The following is a 19,228-nucleotide window of genomic DNA, read 5'->3' on the forward strand; positions in this document are numbered from 1 at the left end:
TTCGCGACAGCTCATTTAGTGTATCACTTTGTGAGCTCCTTGTCAAGGACTTTTTTTATTTTCTTCTTGGAAGACTTTCGCTTCTCGGAAGATTTTCTCTGTCGCTCTCTCAAGCGACATCTGGTATATTATCACCTGGGCCCGGATAAGTCAAGGGCTTTTTTCGAAATTGTTCGAAGTTGTAAAACTGTAGCAATAGTATACAACTAACAGACAATTCATACGACTTTATCACAGGCTTCCCTTATACCTCTTACTCCCACCAGCTCTACTCCATCAGGGACATTCTCTATGGATCCAACAGCCGATTCAGGCAGTACTATAGTCCTTACGCCCATCTTTGCTGCCTCATATACCCTCTTGCCCGGCATTGAAACAGAGCGGACTTCTCCTGACAGACCGACTTCGCCAAAGGCCATCAGATCATCTGCAACAGGACGGTTCTTGAAGCTTGAGACCAAAGCTATGACAAGACCCAGGTCACATGATGGCTCGCTTATCCTAAGTCCGCCGGCTATATTTACATAAGCGTCGAAGTCAGCCATAGAAAGTCCCATTCTTTTTTCTATAACAGCCATTATCAGATTAACTCTGTTATAATCCATTCCGACCGCTGTACGTCTTGGCATACCGAAGCTGCTTCTTGTCGTAAGTGCCTGTATCTCAAAAAGGATAGGACGGCTTCCTTCTATGGTACATGCTATGACAGAGCCCGAGCTGCCCTTTGGTCTTCCCTCGAGCATGAATTCCGAGGGGTTTGAAACCTCATTAAGGCCCTGGCTCTTCATTTCAAAGACACCTATCTCATCCGTACTACCGAATCTGTTCTTGACGGCACGGATAATCCTGTAGGAGGCATGTCTGTCACCCTCGAAATAAAGTACGCAATCTACCATATGCTCAAGGACTCTGGGACCTGCTACGGTACCCTCCTTGGTCACATGACCTACTATAAATACAGCTATATTCTCACTCTTTGCAAGCTGCATAAGCTTGGCCGTCGATGCCCTTACCTGGGAAATGCTTCCAGCTGCTCCGCTTCCGTCCTCGTTTACCATTGTCTGAATAGAATCTATCACAGCAACAGCTGGTTTTTCTCTTCTAAGAATCTCAACGATTGCGTCGAGATCTGTCTCTGTAAGGATCCGCATATTGTCAGAAAAATCGCCTATCCTTTTTGCCCTGAGGCTGATCTGATGCGCCGATTCCTCACCTGACACATATATCACCTGCTTGCCGTCAGATGATATATTTCTTGCAGTCTGCAGAAGCAGAGTGGATTTTCCTATTCCCGGATCTCCTCCAATCAGTATCAGCGATCCCTCTACTATCCCTCCTCCAAGAACACGATTAAGTTCTGCCATGTCTGTAGAGATTCTTTTTTCAGAAAAAGAAGAGATCTCCGAGAGCGCGATAGGACGCGCCTCGGAAATCTCTTTTCTACGAGACCTGTCTTTTCCACCTGATACGACCTCTGTCATGGTATTCCATTCATGGCAGGCAGGGCAGACCCCCACCCACCTCGGAGATTCATATCCGCAGTTGGAGCAGAAAAATACACTTGTCTCTTTCTTTGCCATATATCAATCCTTTTTTATAGACACTTCCTTTGTCTTGCCGTCGGATAAGTCTATACTAAGGGTGATCTTACCGCCAAGACCAGTTTTCATCACGCCATAATCCTCTCCTGCCGCAGATACCTGATAATTGGTCTCAGGAGCAAGACCTACTGTGATATCGGTATTGGCATTGCCCTCCACCTTGAAGCTGACAGAGCTGTCATCATACTTCATATTGGAAACCCTTGTACCAGGCTCAGACTCATATACGAAAAGGTCATTCTTCTCGAGCTTGGTAGTAGTCTTATAGCTCTTCACATAGAGCAGGTCCCCCTTATACTTGAAATCCTTAACCTTGGTCTTCTCATCAAGAGTATAATCTCCGAAGGAGAGACTGCCATCCTTTTCACTTCGAATCAACTGTTCTGCCATTTTTTTCTCCTTTTACAATAGCCTTTGTATTGTTTTTCCTACTGATACTGATTGTATCATTTTTTACCGAAATAGTCACCTTATCCCCAGATTTTATTTCTCCGGAAATGATCTTGTCAGAGATAGGATCCTCTATATCAGACTGAATCCTTCTGCGAAGTGGTCTGGCTCCGAACTTTGGATCATAGGCCTTATCAACTATATACTGCTTTACTGAAGGAGTAGCATGAGCTGATATATCCGTATTATCAGAAAGCCGCTTAAAGAGGTCTGAAAGCAGAAGACCTGTGATCTCTGTCAAATCCTCCTTATCAAGCATCTTAAAGCAGATGATATCATCTATACGGTTTAAGAACTCAGGACGCATGGTCCTCTTAAGCTCCTGACTGACCTGCTCCTTCATGGCCTCGTAATCGCTCTTTTTATCCTGACCAGAGGCAAATCCAAGGCTCTTATGGTTTTGTATATCTCTGGCGCCGGCATTTGATGTCATTATTATAATGGCATTCTTGAAATCAACAGTCCTTCCCTGTGAATCGGTAAGTCTTCCATCGTCAAGCACCTGGAGAAGGATATTGAATACATCCGGATGTGCCTTTTCTATCTCATCAAAGAGGATAACGCTGTATGGATTTCTCCTTATCTTTTCAGACAGCTGTCCACCCTCCTCATAGCCCACATATCCCGGAGGAGAGCCTATGAACTTAGAGACTGCGTCCTTCTCCATATATTCTGACATATCTACCCTGATCAGGGCCTTGTCATCACCATAAACCTCGCTGGCAAGAGTCTTTGCGACAAGAGTCTTACCTACTCCTGTAGGTCCCACGAAAAGGAAGGATCCGACCGGCCTCTCAGGTGACTTAAGACCTGCCCTTCCTCGCCTTACAGCGCGAGAAACTGCTTCTATGGCCTGATCCTGGCCTATCACCTTTTTCTTCAGGGTATTTTCCAGATTCAGAAGACGCTTCTTTTCCTTTGAACCCAGATTACCTACAGGAATATGGGTCCAGCCGGATACTGTAAGAGCAATATCCTGCTCTGTAAGTACTGGAGCCTCCTTTTTCTTATTTTCTCTTTTTTCCTGTCTGAAGAGCTTCTTCTCATCCTCCAGGAATTCGCTGTGGAGCTCCCCTGCCCTGCTGTAGTCTCCATTCTTAAGGGCCTCCTCTATTCCGTCTGAAAGCTCATTCTTTTTCTGACGCAACTCATAGCCCTTGCTGCTGCCTTTGGAATTAAAAAGATTTACCCTGGCGCAGCTTTCATCAAGAAGATCTATAGCCTTATCAGGAAGGAACCTGTCATGTACATATCGCCTTGAAAGAGATACACAGGCAGCTATGGCCTCATCTGTTATCCTTACACCATGATGCTTCTGATATACATCCCGAAGGCCCTCAAGGATCCTTACTGTATCCTCCTCCGACGGCTCCTCTACCATAACCGAAAGGAATCTCCTCTCAAGCGCAGCGTCCTTTTCTATCTTCTTCCTGTACTCCTTGATAGTAGTAGCACCAATTATCTGAAGCTCCCCTCTTGCAAGGGCAGGCTTTAAGATGTTTGCAGCATCCATTGCCCCCTCTGAGCCTCCGGCTCCTATTATCATATGCAGTTCATCAATAAATAGCAGGACATTTCCTGCACTTACTGACTCATCTATTACATTCTTGATACGTTCCTCGAACTCTCCTCTGTACTTGGTCCCTGCGACCATCCCTGAAAGATCGAGTGTAAGTATCCTCTTTCCTGCAAGAGAAGGCGGAACCATCCCTGAAACGATACGCTCTGCAAGCCCCTCTACTATGGCTGTCTTGCCCACTCCCGGCTCACCTATGAGGCACGGATTATTCTTTGTGCGGCGGCTCAGTATCTCGATGACTCTCTGGATCTCTCTGTCCCTGCCGATCACAGGATCAAGGGCCCCATCCTCAGCCATGGTTGTAAGATCGGTAGTAAACTCCTCAAGAGCCGCATACTCGCCCTCGTCACCATTCTGCCTGTTAGCTATTAGTATCCTTCTGTATGTATCTCCCTCATCGCCCATTGCTGCCAGCAGATTATTAAAAACCGTGCCAAGATCGAGATCAGCAGTAGATAATATCCTTGCTGCTCCGCACTCAGGCATCTTAAGTATTGCCAGAAGAGCATGCTCTGTCCCTACGGCCTCCATGCCGCACATGGAAGCTATAGAAGTCGCGTTTTCCATCAGCGCCTTAAGCCTTGGAGTCTCTGTGTCCTGATTCTTCAGATTCCTGTCCTTAGTAAAGGTTGAAAGCTCATCGATTATCCGTGCCGTAAGATCCTCATCAAGACCGGCATCGACAAGTATCTCACTTGCCAGGTTGGGAGCACAATGCAGTATCCCCAGCAGAAGAAAATGTGTCCCTGTATATCGTCCAAGCTTCTTTGAAAATTTTATCGCGTAATCATAAGCCTTCTGCAGGCTGTCTGTATATTTCATAATTCTTCTTTCGTCATATCACAGCTTGTTCAGATCAGAAAGCTCCAGCTTTTTATTCGGCCTCTTAGGTGCCTTAGGCATAGTAAGCTTTTCCTCGTCTATCTCTCCAAGGTCCAGATCACCCGAAAATTTCTTCTGATCAGTCTTTTCCGCTGAGGCTATCTGATCTGTATCAGATCTCTTTGTTTCTTCATCATCAAAATCTATATCATCACCCTCATAATCACCGTAGACTGCGAAATGTAGCAATGTAAGCCTTATTATAAGAACAATGATGATGGCTAACAGAAGGCCTGTAAGGATAAGCATTCTCCTGTCAAGTATAAGCTGCTTAAAGGACAGATCGGAGGATGAGATATCATGCTTTTCAACTGATGATCCCGAATGATCAGCTTCCGCCTTAGCCATCTTAGAGTTGTTTTCGGTATCCTTTTCAGAGCTTGTCTCCTTTACAGCGGCATCCTCCTTCTTATCCTCCTTTTCTTCATTCTCTGTCTGCTCTGTATCATTTGAAACCTTCTCGTCTGTATCCTTTGATACGGCCTCCTTTATGCCGATCACTGCAGAGCTTCTCGGATACATATTGGAAGAGGCTACAAATCCGGCATTACCCTGCTGCTTTGCCTCAAATGTAAATGTGGCGCTTCTTCCGCTTATGCTTAGTGTATTGCCATCAAGCGTGGCCCTTCCCTGACTTTTCAGTGTAACCATAGTCCCGTCATAGTGCAGGGACAGGTTCGAGCTGGAGGCGCCTGCGACAGTGACACTGAAGCTGTCTCCCACACTTACATCATTGGTGGAAAATGACAGAACAACAGGACTGGCCTGTGCCTGCTCTGGCATGGCAAAGGTCAGCATCATGCATATGATCCCTAAAAGAAGGATGTGTCTTTTCTTCAAAAAAATCTTCATATAAGTCCCTTTCATCTGTTCCTATAAAGTATAAGAGAATACCCCCTTATTGTCAAACCTGCTCAGACATGGAATCTCCGCTTGAGCTCCATCCTGGCATTGGCTCCTCCCATTATAAGAGCAATGATAAAGAGTACGCTTGATGAAATAAAAGCCGTTTCCGAAAGCACAGGATCAGTCACCAGACCATAACGGATAAAGACCAGCGGAAGTATTCCGAGTAATATAGGCAGTACCATAAGGATCATATAGCTTTGCCACTTTCTCCGGTTGACAAACATAAGCACTATTACAAAAACATTAAATACAATAAGTGCAGATGGAAGGCAGTAATTCAATGACCATTTCCTAAATCCACAGGTCGCATCGATCACGACTACAAAAAGAGCCGCAAGAAGGATAGTAACAGTTATCCTGCCTATCATGCCTATGTCAGGATTGAAGAAGATATAAAACTCTATAAATACATAAAAAAGAGAGGCTGCCACTATAACAGCCCATGGAAAGCCAGCGTTTATTATATTTATGGCAGCTGATACAATGCTTACTCCTGTACATATGGAAAGAAGAAGCCGCAGGAAAAATATAGTCTTCCTGCGCTTGGCCACTATATCAGGATATCCGTTATATCTTACTATCCCATCCACCTTCTGGTCTGTAAGTGATCCCTTGCAGAGGGGACAGATATCAGAATCACGGTCGAGAACCGTGATCCCGCAGTGCATGCATTTTTTACTCATAAAAAACTCCGTTCGTCTCTATTGATGCAGCTGCTCCCAGCTGTGAAAGCTTCCTTAAGTATTCCATGATAAGCGTCGTGTCGCTGTAGGCAGTTGAAAAGGAAAGTGTCATTATATCCTTAAAGGAGGCTATTCCTAGCTTTAGTCCCTGACCCTTTGAAAATGACAGGAAGCACTGGAAGCTTTCTATATACTCTGCATAATCATCAGGCACCCTGATCTGTCCCATATTCGTGACTGTTGCTGTATTGGCCAGGGCGCTTCTTGAATATATAGCCCTGATGCCGGCGTTTTTCAAAAAAAGCGGCACTGCCCTGGCCAGAAGGACCTGCTGTCCTGAGACATTATAGGAAAAGATTGATTCAAGATTTTCCCTTGTAATCTGTTTTCTCAGACTCTCCCTTGTTATAGCCACTATCTTCTCGAAGCTGTAATCATCCTTTACCGGTATGAATTCAGCCGAAACCATTGCAAAGAAGTTCTTTGTGGTATTGGAATCAAAATATGGCCTTAGGTTTACAGGGACCGCTACTCTTACTGGTCTCCTGTCAGATATCTGGTATCGGTAGGACCTGTATGCACTGAATATATATAAGGCAACACAAAGCTCATTTATAGTCACATCAAGGCCATGAGCTATCCTTTTCATATCAAAAACGCGCAGATATGCATTTACGACTCCGAAACCCTTGTAGGAGAGCTTCTCTCCCTTTATAAGAAAGGCTCTCCTTACAGCATAGGAGGATTTGGATGGCTTTCTGTAATTTCTTACAAAGCTGTCATCCCTGTTCACAGATGTATCAGAAGAAAGACTCCCCCTGTGCGCCTCCATCAGCGCATCATGGGAAAGCCTAAGATATGCAAAGGTCAGCTCCTTAAGAAACTCGAATCCGCCTGTTCCGTCAGCAAGCACATGAAAGACCTCGAGATTTATCCTTCTGCCATAATAGGTGACCCTGAAAAGGTATCTGTTGTTCTCATTCTCCCTTGTAGAGCGGCATGGATAATCATCCTCCTCAACCACCCTTGGAATCGGATAATCATTTTCCTCCAGATAGTACCAGAAGAAGCCCTTTCTAAGCCTCTGCCTGAAGCCCTTGAACCTTTCAAGCACGAACTTAAGGGCCTCCTGGAGGAGATCTCCTACTATCTTTTCCTTCAGAACAACAGACAGCCTGTAGGTATTTGTCATTCTCTTGGTCGCTATTGCCGGGAAAAGGATTGCGGAATTGTCAAGCTTCTCCCAGCTCTTTATCCTGTTTGCCATTTCACATACTTTCTATACTAAAAAAGTGACAGAGGGAGCACCCAGTGTCACTTAAACATATCAAACTAGTCTGATTCAGGCCTTTGCTGAATACCCTGAGAAGGTAGCTGCGGCAAATGAACCCGATGAGGTATAGGTGCCGTCAGACAGGGCCTGCGAAGCATAGTACTGAGCGAGTGAAATATATGTACCGGCAGCGCTGCCGTAATTATTCCCGCCACTGAATAGCTTCTTTACAGCATCTGTATCAGCATTCTTAAGGGTATCAGTGTCTACTGACAGCTTGCCATCCTTGCCGACCGAAAGGCCTATGCTCTTCAGATCATCGCTGTACTTAGAGGTCGTATTCATAAGATACTTTGATGCTGTACCAAGACTCTGTGAGGTAGACTTCTTTGCTGCATCAATATAGCTGTTGTAATCGGCAGCAAACTTAGTAAGGTCTGATTCAACCGTCTGCTTTACCTTATCGGCGGTATTTGTCGCTGTAACATCATAGGTTCTCGAGCTCATCAGACTATTAATAGATGATGAAAGCGTCGATGCTGCGACTGCAGCTGTCCTGGTATTGGCTTTTTGTGTAGAAGCTGTTCTTGTATATGAAGCCTTGCTCGTATCAGCTGAATCTGTCTTACTATCGTTCTTCTTTACATCATGTCCTGATACATGGGCTAAAACGTCATATCCTTCTACCGATCTCGATGATCCGGCATTTGATGAAGCAGAACTGATCTGACTGTAATACCTTTTTGCCAGCTTATAATAGCTGCCGCTCGTAACACTCCTGTACTCAGAAAGGCTGGAGTAAAGACCGCTCATCCATGAAGAGGAGGCGTTACCAAACAATGATGATAGTATACTGCTTCCCATTCCTTGCTCCTTTCCGGCCATCCCTGGCCAAAAGCACTAATAATAGAAACGTGATAAAAAATATCAAACTTCTTCTTTATTATTATATCGGTTCTCTATCTGCCAGTCAATAGGGGCTATTTTGTTTTCCTCCAGAAAACTGTTGCACTTCGAGAAATGCCTGCAGCCAAAAAAGCCTCTGTATGCTGACAGTGGGCTAGGATGGGGAGCTGTAAGCACCAGATGGGAAGGATTTTTTACTAACGAAGCCTTCTTAGCTGCATGTGATCCCCAGAGCATATACACAAGAGGCCGCTTTTCTGCCTCAACTGCGTGAAATACAGCATCTGTAAACTGTTCCCAGCCTATATTCTGATGGCTGTATGCCTTATGCGCCCTTACCGTAAGGACATTATTCAGCAAAAGGACTCCCTGCCTGGCCCATTTCTCCAGACAGCCATTATCTGGTATATATAAGCCCAGATCATCATGCAGCTCCTTATATATATTTAAAAGAGAAGGAGGTATAGCTACATCTGGTCCCACGGAAAAGGCCAGTCCGTTTGCCTGGCCCTTTTCATGATATGGATCCTGACCGATAATAACGACCTTTACCTTATGAAGCGGTGTGAAATTCAGTGCGTTTAATATCTGTCCCGATGGCGGATAGACTATATGCTTATGATATTCCTCTTTGACGGTTTCGTAGAGTCTTCTGTAATATGGCTTTTTAAACTCTTCTGACAGGGCTTCCTTCCAGTCTCCCTCAACAGCTGACATTTCTTACCGGTACTCCTTTTTCACTGAGATAGCTCTTAAGATCCGATATATCGAGCTCATGATAATGGAAAAGCGATGCAGCAAGGGCAGCCGAGGCATGGCCCTCTGCGAAAGCCTTATAGAAATCCTCCTTGCCACCTGCACCTCCTGAGGCTATTACCGGTATTGGCAGGCTGTCTGCTATAGTCTTTGTAAGAGGGATATCATACCCGGCCTTTGTCCCATCGCAGTCCATGCTGGTAAGCAGTATCTCTCCTGCTCCCAGCTCATAAGCCTTCTTTGCCCATTCGACTGCATCAAGTCCTGTATCTACCCTTCCGCCATACTTATAGGCATGCCATTTGCCCTTTTCTGTCCTCTTTGCATCGATAGCCACGACAACACACTGATTACCGAACTTCTCGGCAGCCTGGCTAATAAGTGATGGATTCTCTATCGCTGATGAATTGATCGATATCTTATCGGCTCCGGCCCTTAATATATCACGGAAATCATCGACTGTCCTGATCCCGCCGCCGACTGTAAAGGGAATGAAGACCTCTGAGGCTACTCTTTCCACCATATCGACTACTGTGTCCCTGTGATCGCTTGAGGCTGTGATGTCAAGAAATACCAGCTCATCAGCGCCTGCCCTGTCATATGCTCTTGCCGCCTCCACAGGATCTCCCGCATCGGTCAGATGTACGAAATTGATACCCTTTACGACCCGTCCGTCCTTTACGTCCAGACAGGGAATAATTCTTTTAGTAAGCATTATATCTCCAGAAAGTTATTAAGTATCCTAAGGCCGTTACTTCCGCTCTTCTCAGGATGGAACTGACAGGCGAATATATTGCCGGATTCCACTGAAGCATCAAAATCCAGTCCGTAGCTGCACCTTGCTGTGACTATCGAAGGATCATCGGCCTTCAGATAATAGGAATGTACGAAATATACATAGCTTCCGTCTGAAATCCCCTTAAACAGCCTCCCCTCCCTTGGGAAGCTGATCTGATTCCATCCCATATGAGGTACCTTGATCTGGTCTGACTCCGGAAATCTGACAATATGTCCATTCAGAAGTCCAAGTCCTCTGGCTCCGGGGCTCTCCTGACTGTCATCAAAAAGAAGCTGGAGTCCCAGACATATACCAAGAAACGGTATGCCCCTTTCCTTTATCTGATCTATGACCGGTATAAGCTTTCTCTGCTCAAGATGGCTTATACAGTCACCAAATGCTCCGACTCCCGGAAGGATCACATGATCCGCATCAAGGATCTTTTCCGGCTGATCTGTGACAATGGTTTCCTTTCCTAATGCCTCACAGGCCTTCCATACGCTCCTGATATTTCCTGCATCGTAGTCAATTATTGCTATCATGAAGCAACACTAAGCCCTTTCTCTGCAAGCACCTTCTCTATACGCCTCGAGTAACCGAGTCTTGTCTTTTCAGCATAGATCGAAGCTGCATCGGAAGGAGACAGTCCGAACTGGTCACGAAGAGCATCAAGGATCCTGGTGCCGTAATCATCATAGTAACTCTTTATATCAAGCTTTGATACCTTGCTCTTATTTTTCTCGTACTCAGCATATCCTCTTATGAGAGAATCGAGGGCAAAGTCATAAGCCTTTCTATCATAGGCATTGCTATATGAATCATATTTAAGGGACAAAGAAGCCGCATATTTCGACGAAGCCAGCCGCTCCCTTTCAACCTTGTCTGGATTCTTAAGAGATGCATAATAGAGATATGCATCAAGATAATCCTGCTCATTGTACTGCTTAAGCGCAGTCCTCATCTGCTGATCCTTAGGGAGATTTACTGCTCCTATGTAGGCTAAGGCAAAGATAGAGACAGCAAGAAAAACAAATACTCCTATCACCTTCCCGGGTATAAGAGGCGAATTATCAACTGGCTTCGGCTTCTTTTCCCTTTTTGGCTTTACAGCCTTAGGCTTCTTTTCTTTCTTGGGCTTTGCCTGCTTCGGGGCCTTTCCCTTCTCAGCCTTCTGATCGTCGGAGAAGTCAGACATAATATCCTTGTTCTCCTCTGAAAGATCCTTTGGAGATTCCTGATGATCTCCTATGAGCTCCTCTTTGCTCAGTTTCTCGTCATCATCCTCGTCCGCTGAAAAAATGTTCTTTATCTTTTCGATAAGGCCGGCAAGGAAACTCTTTTTCTTATTTCCAGTATCCTCCGGGGAAGGATCCTCCAAAACTGTATCAGGATCATCTCCGGCCTGACCCAGATCATCTATCGAAATATCATCGAAGGAATTATCAGTAGCACTGTCCTCGAATGCCTCACGGCTCTCGGAAAGCTCCTCTCCGTTCGCATCCTTGGCAAGCATATCATCTATATCAGACAGATCGGCATCCTGGGATATGATATCGGACAGATCTGTATCACTTCCGGATTCATCCATAAGGTCTACATCCTTTGCAGATGTATCCGAGATATCAGAAGGAATACTGTCAGAGACGCTTTCTTTGTCATCTGTCTCTTTAGTATCCTGATCCTCCCTGGCATGAGACAGGATACTTTCTCCTGCCTTTTCCTTGGCATTTGAAACTATCGAAGAAATATCGTCCATAAGGTCATCTTTAGGACTTTCCACCTGCTTTTTCTCAGGAACTCCTATCTTAGAAAAATAAGGGCTTACATCCTCTCCATCCGGAAGCGAATCGAAATCCCTTCTATCCTCGGTTTGGTCAGTCCCTTTCTCCTGTTCTTGCTCATCGTCATCAGAATCGAGCATATTTTCAAATTCAGACAGAAATTCATCCTCTGACAGAGCCTTCCTTAGATTTTTTCTCTTGCTCTTTTTTGGAGCAGCAGAAGAAAGACCGCTTTTTTCGATAAAGCTGTCTTCCGGTCTGATCTCTGCTCTTTCCTTTGCTTTCTTTTCTGCCTCCTGCGAATCCTTCCTGTAGGTCTCGTCCACATCATCTCTTGCTTTAGAGATAGAATCCAGAAGGCTTTCTAAGTGTTCTTCTTCCCTTGACAAACTAAAAAACCTCAGAACTGCTTTGCTTTACGTGCATCCTCATACTTATCCACAAGATCATCGATAGCATTAACCAGCTTTCCGATCTCAGGCTTGGTAAGCTGTGCATCTGCTCCTACACTCTCTCCCTTTCTTCTGATATCGTCATTTATCAGAGAGGAGAAAATGATAACAGGAATATGCTTCATCTTGTCATCGCTCTTTATAAGCTTGCAGAGCCTGTGTCCGTCCATCTTAGGCATCTCTATATCAGTAACTATGCAGTGTACATCATCGAGAAGGGTTCCCTTCTCCTTCATCTCAGTAAGCTTGTCCCAGGCCTCCTGACCGTTATTATTGACATTGAGATTCGTATAGCCTGACTTCTTCAGACACTCAACTATAAGCTTTGACAGGAGAGGAGAATCCTCTGCTATAAGGATAGGTGAATGTGACCTGTCCCTTCCAGTATTATCCCTGTCATCTATGTCTGAAACTGTAAGAGCTGTTGCCGGATTGATCTTTGAAACTATCTTCTCGAAATCGAGTATAACTACCAGATGATCATCGAGCTTTATGACTCCTGTAGAAACACCTGTAGCCTCTGAGGAAATAGTAGAATCCGGTGTGTTTATATCCTCCCATGAGACTCTGTGGATACCAAGCACCTGGTCTACATGGAAAGCAGTATTCAGATTATTGAAATTCGTAATAAAGAAGAGGCCCTCATTATCCGGATCATCCGGGTAACCCAGACACTTTCTCAAATTGATCACAGAAATGATCGTATCACGCGGCATGAAGATTCCTTCAACAAACGGATGCGAATTAGGCACCGGAGTAACATGCTGGTAATTAAGGATCTCTATGATCTTTGCCACATTGATACCATAATAATTGTCTGCGACCTTGAACTCGAGAATCTCAAGCTCATTTGTTCCTGATTCAAGTAAGATATTTGTATCCATCAGATCTAACCTCCCTGCATGATCTCTTGATTTCACTTATCTATGGTTACTGTCTCATTGCCCTTCTTAACTGAAAATGAGACCTTTTTAGGATCCTTTATGCTTCCTTTGGGGAACTGGAAAAGAAGGATCATATTTCTCCTTTTCCCTGCAGCAAACTTTCCCTGAAAGGTCGTAAGGTCATTCATAAGAAGGGTCATATCCGAGTTCACCGACTGATCCTTATAGCTAGCTGTAAAGATGATATTCTGCGAAGGCATATCGATATTTATGCTCTTCTTTGTAGTATTGACAGCCTTTATACGGACAAAAAGAAGCTCCTTGCCGGAATCCGCTTTCAGACTGTAAACATCACCCTGACTATATCCGCCCGTCACTCTGGCATCGCGGTAATCAAACCTCATACCGCCTATTCCTATGGCCTCTGTAAACGAAGCTTTCTTCACTTCATTGGATGATGCAGTTTCTGAAGAGGACTGGCTTTCTGTATTCTCTGACAAGTCAGGCTTATCTTCAGAGGAATCCGTGTCATCCTTCTTACCGGTCTCCTCCTTCTTAGGAAGACTAATAAGACCGGTATCATTATTTGCGTTATGCTTTGCAACAACCTGGGCACAGTAGCTTATGAATCGGCTCTGATCATCGTCAGAAAGCCTTGTAAGCTGCATACCGCATCCGCTCAGAGTCACAGCTGCCACGGCAAGAAGAGCGGGCAGAAAAAGTTTCTTTTCCATTCAGATAAACGCCTCTAATAAATCATCTTTCTTCTTTTATATAGTATCATTATCAAGTGTAAATTTCAAACTATTTTTCACTTATCAAGGTCGAAATAAAACTCTACACCATTCTGATGGTTTACAACACCGCATTCCTTGCCAAGGTCATCGACTATTGCCTTTACCACAGACAATCCTATACCGCTTCCGCCGTATTCCCTGGTCCTGGCCTTATCGACCTTATAGAACTTCTCCCAGAGATGTGGTATCGCCTCCTCAGGAATAGGGGCTCCCGAATTGAATACGCTTATCCTGTAATCCTTCTCCCGTTCAGTTATCTTTACCTCTATCTTTTTTTCATTTTCGCAGTAATGAATAGCGTTGGAAAAATAGTTGGTTATCACCTGCTCGGTAAAGAAGGGATCTGACCATACATAGGCGCTACCATTATGGATAAAGGATACACTGATCCCCTCCCGATCTGTAAGAATGCTGTTAGATCTGATCACACCTGAGATCACCTCTGTGACATCGAACCTTTCCAGGTTCATTATCTGTTCTCCGTATTCCAGATGGCTCAGATCGAGAAGCTCCTTTACTATATGATTCATCTTGTTCGCTTCATCTATTATCACATTGCAGTAGAATCTCCTGTCCTCCTCATCATCGGAAGCCACCGCATCGTTAAGGCCCTCTGCATAGCCTATGATAAGCGCAAGCGGAGTCTTCAGCTCATGAGAAACGCTTGAGGAAAACTCCCTTCTCATTTTCTCATTTTCCTCTCTGGCCTTTAGGTCCTGGAGCAGATCGGCATTGGCCTGCTTGAGCTTAAGTATAGTACCCTCAAGAGTCTTAGAAAGCTCATTCATACAGTCTCCAAGCTCATCTATCTCATTTGGCTTCTTCTCCGGCTCATACTTGGCGTTGAAGTCAAGAGATGCCATCTGGCTTGCTATCCTTGTAAGCCTCCTGACCGGATCTGTGATTCGGCGGCTGAAGAAAAGGGATGCTATTATGGCAAGACCTATCGAAATAAGTCCGGCAAGAAGCAGGACCCTGCTTGCAAAAATAGCCGATGTACGGATGGAGCCAAGCCCTGACCTTATCATTATAAGGTTACTGTCAGGCAAAGTGCCCCAGAGGACAAGAAACTCAGACTCCACCTCGGGGTTTTTAAGCCGGAGTATGGAATAATCAGGTCCTGTACGTATTATTTCCCTGTTGTCCTTATCCCTTGACAGCATGGCGCTGTAGAGCTGGGCCATCATCAGTCTGTTGGAGCCCTGGGATGACATCACAACCTCTCCTGACGGAGACACTATCATGACCTGGAGGTTATTATTGGCACACAGGGTCTCGAAATAATCCCTGTATTTATCATCATAAAGGGCATTCCTTGAAACCTTCTGCGACAGGGTCCTGAATGCATCTGCTAAAACATTCTCTCTCCTGCCCACAGAAAGCCCCAGTGTAAAGACTGAATTAAGGATAAAGCTTATAAGTATAGCACCCAGTGCTACTATCACCATGTAGGTGCAGATCTGGGTGCTAAGTGAGTATTTTACTTTTTTATTTTCTTCGCTGCGTAACTGTGACATTTATGCTTCTTACAGAGCTTCTGGGCAGTAGGATCGGTCGGATCCCAGGTATGCCATGCCGGAAGCTTTCCGATTACTGGTTTCTTGAAGGGCTCATATCCTGTCTTGCTATGGATAACTACAGTAGTACCAACCTTACAGTTATCGTAGATCCACTTGGCTGAGGCTGCCGTAAGCCTTACACAGCCATGTGAACAGGTAGTGCCCAGATTATTGTAGGCTCTTACCGAGATAGTGGAATTGCTGTTTGGCTTGCTCGAAAAGATAGAGTGGAAATAGATTCCATTATTAGTGATCCTTGTGCACCACTGTCCCCAGCATGGTCCCATAAGCTCATGCCACCTGAACTTAGCCAGAGTCTTGTGGGTTCCAAGAGGAGTCGCATTCCCCGGAGAGCAGATAAAGGACTTCACAGGTATAAGTTCCTTTCCTGCTACAGCGTAGGCCGTCACATAATCCTTTGCCTTATTGACATAGAGGACATAGCTGTCTGCCTTTATTTTTACATGCTTTTCCGGATCGGTCACAAGCTCTCCGTTGCCGTATCTGTAAAGTATAAGAGTCTTGCCGTACACAGGTGAATTCTTGTCTGTAACCTTATAGATATCCTTATGTATGCTTACCCTTACCTTGACTTGCGGGCAATACTTACCATAATGATTCCTGCCCTTTGAATCCTTATAGAAGGCCCTGGCCCTGTAGGAATAGCTTTTGTTGAATGATACCCTGGTATCCTCAAGGAAACCGCTTTTTTTCCTGATAACGGCCTTTATGACCCATTTGCCGGTACTTTTCTTTTTCTTGTAGACTATAATGCCTGAAATACTGCCCTTGCCCTTTGAAGAAAGAGAAAGCAGCACAGACTTTCTTGAAGGCATTACGGACTTTATCTTAACGTCTTTAACATGGATCTTCTTGTGGTGGACAACTATTGCAGAGCCTGTATCCGCCTTAGAGCCTATTGCAGAACCGGTATCTGCTATAGCGCTTCCCGAGGCTGCTATGGCGCTTTTTGAGTCTGCAGCCGCTCTTGCATTCTTTCTTTCAGCGGCCGAAGCGTTCGTATTAATAAACGACGATCCAGTAAGAATCATCGTAGAGGCAAGTGCTGCCGACAATACTTTCCTTATAAATAATCTCATCTGTTACTCCTCTGCTTCAAACTTATATCCCATTCCCCAGATAGTATGAATGTAGCTTCCACATTCACCAAGCTTGCTCCTTAACTTTTTGACATGGGTATCGATTGTCCTCGCGTCTCCGAAATAGTCATAATCCCAGACACTGTTAAGTATCTTCTCTCTCGAAAGTGCTATGCCCTTATTCCTGATGAAATAGGCAAGCAGCTCAAATTCCTTGACTGACAGGACGACCTTCTTTCCGTTTGCCGTAACAGTATGGGCGTTCTCATCAAGGACTATGCCTCCGGCCACCAGTGGCTTCGAGCCTGTGTCCCTGCTCCTCTCACCTGTATCGCGATTGATTAGAGCCTTTACCCTTGCTACAAGGACCTTTGGAGAAAAGGGCTTGCTGACAAACTCATCCGCTCCAGCTGTAAATCCCTCCAGAGCATCCTCCTCCTCGGACTTGGCTGTAAGCACTATAACCGGAACCTGGGATGATTCCCTAATCTTTTTAAGGGCTCCGTATCCATCGAGCTTTGGCATCATAACATCAAGTATGATAAGTGAAATATCCGGATTCAGCTCAAACTGCGCAAGAGCCTCCATACCGTCTGCTGCTTCAAGGACCTCAAAACCATCACGTTTCAGGTAATCCTTTATCAGCTTCCTCATCCTTGATTCATCGTCTGCTATAAGTATCTTATTCGCTGCCATTCTCTGTTCCCTCCTTAGAATCTTTAGCGCCATCTTCCTTTTCCATAAGCTCCTCTTCCCTCTTTCTGACCTGCTCCTCTCTTTTGGTAAGACTCTCGTCCCATCTTGCATAGTGGTCTACAAGCTTCTGCTTGTAATTCAGGATATCAGGACTGTCCCTTGTCGCTGTAAGCACAAACATAAAAACAAGGCAGGCCAGAAGAGCGATCGTAACTGTAATAAGAGTAAAGAACCTTCTCTTCCAGACCGGCTCCATTTGCTCTATATTCGCCTTTACCACCTCCGAGGAATCATATACCGGAATCGGAGGTATCTCTGAATTATCTACAGAATCATCTGCGATAAGCTTCTGCTGGACATATTTCAGAAAAGAATATCCCTCTGCTGTATCGAATACATCCTTATCTATAAGTCCCTTATATGCGATCAGAAGATGGGGACCATCCAACTTCGCCAGCTCACCCTTCAGATATGAAACGGCGTTCATCTCTTTTCTGGCCTTCTCGGAAATGACTTCATTTGAAAAGATAAAACCTGCAGCCTTAAGCTTTTCCTTATCCTCTGACATCATCCTTCTCCTTCATTATACATCAGAAACTATCATATCAATTCCTGTGTCTTTTTACAAGGCTTATTCAAAAAAGAACAGGCTCTTTCCCTTAAGCTGTGAAAGGAAAGAAGCCTGTTTTAAATAAATGTTATAGAAATCCTTCTGAACGATTACAGAGGATATGCCTTGTTTTTCTTGTCAGCCTTTGCAGGATCAACCTTGGTCTGCTGAGCCTCACGATACTTGAAGTACTCTGTAGCAACCTGAGGGAAAAGAGCATATGTAAGAACATCCTCATCCTGCTGCTTGTACTCAGACATCTCATTCTCGATATCCTTAAGCTGCGGCTTTAAAAGATCAGCCGGTCTGCAGGTGATAGTATCCTTAGCCTCATCTCCAAGGCACTTCTTAACGACGTCAGGGTTGAACGGCTCCTCGGTCTTTCCATACTTGCCAAGCAGAAGATCCTTGGACTGCTGTGTTACAACCTTGTATCTTTCACCCATAAGCACATTGAAAACGGCCTGAGTTCCGACAATCTGTGAGGAAGGAGTAACAAGAGGCGGATCTCCGAAATCCTTTCTTACTCTTGGTACCTCCTCGAGAACCTCCTGAAGCTTGTCCTCCTTATGCTGGTCTTTGAGCTGGCCGATAAGGTTTGAAAGCATTCCGCCAGGCACCTGATACATAAGAGTCTTTATGTTGACTCCGAGCACCTTGGTACTTAAGCGTCCGTTGTCAAGATACTTCTGTCTTATTGGTGCAAAATAATCTGAGATCTGTGAAAGAAGATTCAGATCAAGACCTGTATCATAGTCAGTGTCCTTGAAGGCCTCTACCATAACCTCTGTTGCCGGCTGTGATGTGCCAAGTGCAAATGGAGAAATGGCTGTATCGATTATATCACAGCCTGCCTCAACTGCCTTCATGCAGGTCATTGAGGCTACTCCTGAGGTATAGTGGTTATGAAGCTCGATTGGGATCGAAACTGCCTTCTTTAAAGCAGGGATAAGCTCCTCGGCCTGCTTTGGAACTAAAAGTCCTGACATATCCTTGATGCAGATAGAGTCAGCTCCGAGGTTCTCTGCCTCCTTGGCCTTCTTTACCCAGTAATCAGTCGTATATGGTTCACCAAGAGTAAAGGAAAGGGCGATCTGGGCATGTCCTCCCTCCTTCTTTGCAGCCTTTACAGCTGTCTCGAGGTTTCTCATATCATTTAAGCAGTCAAAGATACGGATGATATCAATTCCGTTTGCTATAGACTTCTGAACGAAATACTCTACGACATCATCAGCGTACGGCTTATAGCCCAGGATATTCTGTCCACGGAAAAGCATCTGAAGCTTTGTGTTCTTGAATCCTGCCCTGAGCTTTCTGAGACGCTCCCATGGATCCTCATGGAGGAAACGGAGGCAGGCATCAAATGTAGCTCCGCCCCAGCACTCTACTGCATTGTATCCGACCTTGTCCATTACAGGAACTATCGGAAGCATCTCCTCGGTTGTCATTCTTGTAGCGATAAGAGACTGATGCGCATCACGAAGCACGGTCTCTGTTATCTTTAATGGTTTCTTTGCCATGATCTAATTTCC

18 protein-coding genes are annotated in these 19,228 nt (G+C 45.0%); all 18 read right to left on the bottom strand.

The features are described from left to right. Positions 1–218 precede the first annotated feature (218 nt). The gene (gene radA / locus ACTNCK_RS07380; RefSeq protein WP_441081860.1) at positions 219–1,580 is read right to left on the bottom strand and encodes a DNA repair protein RadA; all 1,362 of its coding nucleotides are present in this window, start codon (positions 1,578–1,580) and stop codon (positions 219–221) included. A 3-nt stretch (positions 1,581–1,583) separates the two neighbouring features. Next, positions 1,584–1,991, bottom strand: a complete 408-nt coding sequence (locus ACTNCK_RS07385) for an endosialidase (RefSeq protein ID WP_441081861.1) — start codon at positions 1,989–1,991, stop codon at positions 1,584–1,586. Next, the gene (locus ACTNCK_RS07390) at positions 1,966–4,452 is read right to left on the bottom strand and encodes an ATP-dependent Clp protease ATP-binding subunit (RefSeq protein ID WP_441081862.1); all 2,487 of its coding nucleotides are present in this window, start codon (positions 4,450–4,452) and stop codon (positions 1,966–1,968) included. Before ACTNCK_RS07390 ends, ACTNCK_RS07385 begins: the two co-directional genes overlap by 26 nt. Before the next feature lie 18 nt (positions 4,453–4,470). Then, on the bottom strand, positions 4,471–5,352 hold the full coding sequence (locus ACTNCK_RS07395) for a hypothetical protein (RefSeq protein ID WP_441081863.1): 882 nt from the start codon (positions 5,350–5,352) through the stop codon (positions 4,471–4,473). 74 nt (positions 5,353–5,426) lie between these two features. Then, complete coding sequence (locus ACTNCK_RS07400; protein WP_441081864.1) at positions 5,427–6,104, bottom strand: DUF6320 domain-containing protein; 678 nt, start codon at positions 6,102–6,104, stop codon at positions 5,427–5,429. Further along, a complete protein-coding gene (locus tag ACTNCK_RS07405; RefSeq protein WP_441081865.1) occupies positions 6,097–7,371 on the bottom strand; it encodes a hypothetical protein in 1,275 nt (424 codons plus the stop codon). Before ACTNCK_RS07405 ends, ACTNCK_RS07400 begins: the two co-directional genes overlap by 8 nt. Positions 7,372–7,446: 75 nt before the next feature. Then, on the bottom strand, positions 7,447–8,241 hold the full coding sequence (locus ACTNCK_RS07410) for a hypothetical protein (RefSeq protein WP_441081866.1): 795 nt from the start codon (positions 8,239–8,241) through the stop codon (positions 7,447–7,449). A gap of 63 nt (positions 8,242–8,304) precedes the next feature. After that, on the bottom strand, positions 8,305–9,000 hold the full coding sequence (gene ung / locus ACTNCK_RS07415) for a uracil-DNA glycosylase (protein ID WP_441081867.1): 696 nt from the start codon (positions 8,998–9,000) through the stop codon (positions 8,305–8,307). Beyond that, a complete protein-coding gene (gene hisF / locus ACTNCK_RS07420; protein WP_441081868.1) occupies positions 8,987–9,754 on the bottom strand; it encodes an imidazole glycerol phosphate synthase subunit HisF in 768 nt (255 codons plus the stop codon). The genes ung and hisF overlap by 14 nt, the downstream gene beginning before the upstream one ends. Then, positions 9,754–10,359: an imidazole glycerol phosphate synthase subunit HisH gene (hisH, locus tag ACTNCK_RS07425; protein ID WP_441081869.1), complete on the bottom strand. Its 606-nt coding sequence runs from the start codon at positions 10,357–10,359 to the stop codon at positions 9,754–9,756. The genes hisF and hisH overlap by 1 nt, the downstream gene beginning before the upstream one ends. Further along, the gene (locus ACTNCK_RS07430) at positions 10,356–11,987 is read right to left on the bottom strand and encodes a hypothetical protein (RefSeq protein ID WP_441081870.1); all 1,632 of its coding nucleotides are present in this window, start codon (positions 11,985–11,987) and stop codon (positions 10,356–10,358) included. Before ACTNCK_RS07430 ends, hisH begins: the two co-directional genes overlap by 4 nt. 11 nt (positions 11,988–11,998) lie before the next feature. Next, positions 11,999–12,934 carry a chemotaxis protein gene (locus tag ACTNCK_RS07435; protein ID WP_441081871.1) on the bottom strand — a complete coding sequence of 312 codons (936 nt, stop codon included), beginning with the start codon at positions 12,932–12,934 and terminating at the stop codon, positions 11,999–12,001. A gap of 32 nt (positions 12,935–12,966) precedes the next feature. Beyond that, entirely contained in the window at positions 12,967–13,668 is a 702-nt protein-coding gene (locus ACTNCK_RS07440) for a hypothetical protein (protein WP_441081872.1), read from the bottom strand. Between the two features lie 77 nt (positions 13,669–13,745). After that, on the bottom strand, positions 13,746–15,248 hold the full coding sequence (locus ACTNCK_RS07445) for a sensor histidine kinase (protein ID WP_441081873.1): 1,503 nt from the start codon (positions 15,246–15,248) through the stop codon (positions 13,746–13,748). Continuing rightward, on the bottom strand, positions 15,212–16,390 hold the full coding sequence (locus ACTNCK_RS07450; RefSeq protein ID WP_441081874.1) for a L,D-transpeptidase: 1,179 nt from the start codon (positions 16,388–16,390) through the stop codon (positions 15,212–15,214). Before ACTNCK_RS07450 ends, ACTNCK_RS07445 begins: the two co-directional genes overlap by 37 nt. A gap of 3 nt (positions 16,391–16,393) precedes the next feature. Further along, positions 16,394–17,086: a response regulator transcription factor gene (locus ACTNCK_RS07455; RefSeq protein ID WP_441081875.1), complete on the bottom strand. Its 693-nt coding sequence runs from the start codon at positions 17,084–17,086 to the stop codon at positions 16,394–16,396. Next, the gene (locus tag ACTNCK_RS07460) at positions 17,073–17,654 is read right to left on the bottom strand and encodes a hypothetical protein (RefSeq protein ID WP_441081876.1); all 582 of its coding nucleotides are present in this window, start codon (positions 17,652–17,654) and stop codon (positions 17,073–17,075) included. The genes ACTNCK_RS07455 and ACTNCK_RS07460 overlap by 14 nt, the downstream gene beginning before the upstream one ends. A 152-nt stretch (positions 17,655–17,806) precedes the next feature. Next, a complete protein-coding gene (locus ACTNCK_RS07465) occupies positions 17,807–19,216 on the bottom strand; it encodes an oxaloacetate decarboxylase subunit alpha (protein WP_441081877.1) in 1,410 nt (469 codons plus the stop codon). Positions 19,217–19,228 lie beyond the last annotated feature (12 nt).

The organism is Candidatus Weimeria sp. HCP3S3_B5 (assembly GCF_052064335.1).
Classification (GTDB): domain Bacteria; phylum Bacillota; class Clostridia; order Lachnospirales; family Lachnospiraceae; genus Weimeria.